At 67.6% G+C, this 2299-nt stretch carries 1 protein-coding gene; it reads left to right on the forward strand.

From position 1 onward, the window contains the following. Positions 1-23 precede the first annotated feature (23 nt). Positions 24-2299, forward strand: a 2276-nt coding sequence (locus ACFW48_RS38610; protein ID WP_386323343.1) for a transglycosylase domain-containing protein, incomplete at its 3' end; no start/stop codon positions are given.

Consider the following 2299-nt stretch of genomic DNA (forward strand, 5'->3'; position numbering starts at 1 on the left):
CTGGAGCGGAGCGGATCGGATCCATGGGACGAGCGGAAGAGAGAAAAGCGCGACAGCGCGGTGGCCGCCGCGCGGCGCCGAAACGCCGCCGTTCGTCGGGTGCGGCCGCAGGCGCGGGCGGGAAGGGCCGGATACGCAGGCTGTTCACCTGGAAGAAGATCCTCGGCACGTTCTTCGGCCTCTGCCTGCTCGGCATGGGCGCCTTCATCGTGCTGTACCTGGTGATCGACATCCCCGAGGGGAACCCCGAGGCGGAGCTGCAGAGCAACGTCTACAAGTACAGCGACGGCAGCATCATGGCCCGCGACGGTGAGCGCAACCGCGAGATCGTCGACCTCGCCAAGGTGCCCAAGGAGGTCCAGCACACCTTCGTCGCCGCCGAGAACAAGACCTTCTACAAGGACGCCGGCGTCGACCTCAAGGGCACCGCGCGCGGTGTGCTCAACACGCTCTCCGGCAAGGGCGCGCAGGGCGGTTCGACGATCACCCAGCAGTACGTCAAGAACTACTACCTTTCCCAGGAACAGACGGTCTCGCGCAAGCTGAAGGAACTGGTCATCTCGCTGAAGCTGGACCGGGAGAAGTCCAAGGACTACATCCTCGCCGGCTACATCAACACCAGCTACTACGGCCGCGGCGCCTACGGCATCCAGGCCGCCGCCCAGGCCTACTACCGCGTCGACGCCGAGGACCTGACGGTCGAGCAGGGCGCGTACCTCGCCGCGCTGCTCCAGGCGCCCAACCAGTACGACTGGGCGATCGCCAGCGACACCGGCAAGAAGCTGGTCCAGGAGCGCTGGAACTACGTCCTGGACAACATGGTCGAGCAGAAGTGGCTGAGCCGGGCCGACCGTCAGAACATGAAGTTCCAAAAGCCCGAGGCGCCCAAGCCGGTGCAGGGGATGGAGGGCCAGACGGGGTACCTGGTGGACGCGGCCGAGTACACGCTGAAGCAGCGGCTCGTCGCGCAGGGCGCCGCCGAGGACATGGAGCAGGCCAAGGCCCTGGTGGACCTCGGCGGCTACACCATCACGCTCAACATCGACAAGAAGAAGCAGGCGGAGCTGGAGAAGGCGGTCAAGGCCAAGCTCACCAGCAAGCTGGACCCCGAGAAGCGCGCGGTCGACGCGGACGTCCAGGCCGGCGCGGTCTCCGTCGACCCGAAGACGGGCGCCGTCGTGGCGATGTACGGCGGTGTGGACTACCTGAAGCACTTCACGAACAACGCCACCCGTGACGACTACCAGCCCGCCTCCACCTTCAAGCCGGTGATCCTCGCCGCCGCCGTCGAGCAGGACGCGGAGACGCAGGACGGCGTGCCGATCACGGCCAACACGCTGTACGACGGCGACAGCGAGCGCCCCGTGATGGACGGCGACCAGAAGGTCGGCTTCGCCCCGCCCAACGAGGACGACCGGGACTACGGCGACGTCACCGTCCAGGAGGCGATGAACAAGTCCGTCAACTCCGTCTTCGCGCAGATGGGCATCGACGTCGGCATGTCCGAGGTCATGAAGGTCGCGGCCGACCTCGGCATGAACACCGAGGGCGACGACCCCGTGCCCGCGCAGACCCTGGGCAGTATGGGCGCCAGCCCGCTGGAGATGGCCGGCGTCTACGCCACCCTCGACAACCACGGCAAGAAGGTCACCCCGCAGATCGTGAAGTCGGTCGAGCACAAGGACCGCACGATCGAGATGCCCGACCCCGTCGGCGAGCAGGTCATCAGCCGGGAGGCCGCGGACACGGTGACCTCCGTGCTCACCGGCGTGGTCGACGACGGTACGGCCAGGACGTCCGTACGGGAGAACCCGCTGCGCGACGGCCAGCAGGTCGCGGGCAAGACCGGTACGTCCGACGACAACCTGTCGGCCTGGTTCACGGGCTTCACCCCCGACCTGGTCACCTCGGTCGGCCTGTTCGGCGAGGACTCCAAGACCCAGGACCACGTGCCGATGTACCGGGCGGCCGGCGTCGACTACCGCGTCAACGGTGGTGGTCCCCCGGCGGAGATCTGGGCCGCGTACACCTTCGGTGTCATGGACGAGGTCACCAAGTTCGACCTGAAGACCAAGCAGGGCGCCGCGGTGAAGCCCAGCAAGTCGCCGACCACCTCCCAGTCGCCGAGCCAGTCGCCGACCCAGGAGGAGACGACCGAGGCACCGCCCACGTCCAAGGATCCGACGACTGAGGCACCCCCGTCGAACGATCCGACGACCGAGGAGCCGTCCGAGTCGCCGACGCAGTCGCCGTCGAACAGCCCGTCCACCGAACCACCGCCGACCGGCGGTGAGTCCAC

The sequence above is a fragment of the Streptomyces sp. NPDC058812 genome (assembly GCF_042744565.1).
In the GTDB taxonomy this organism is placed as follows: domain Bacteria; phylum Actinomycetota; class Actinomycetes; order Streptomycetales; family Streptomycetaceae; genus Streptomyces; species Streptomyces thinghirensis.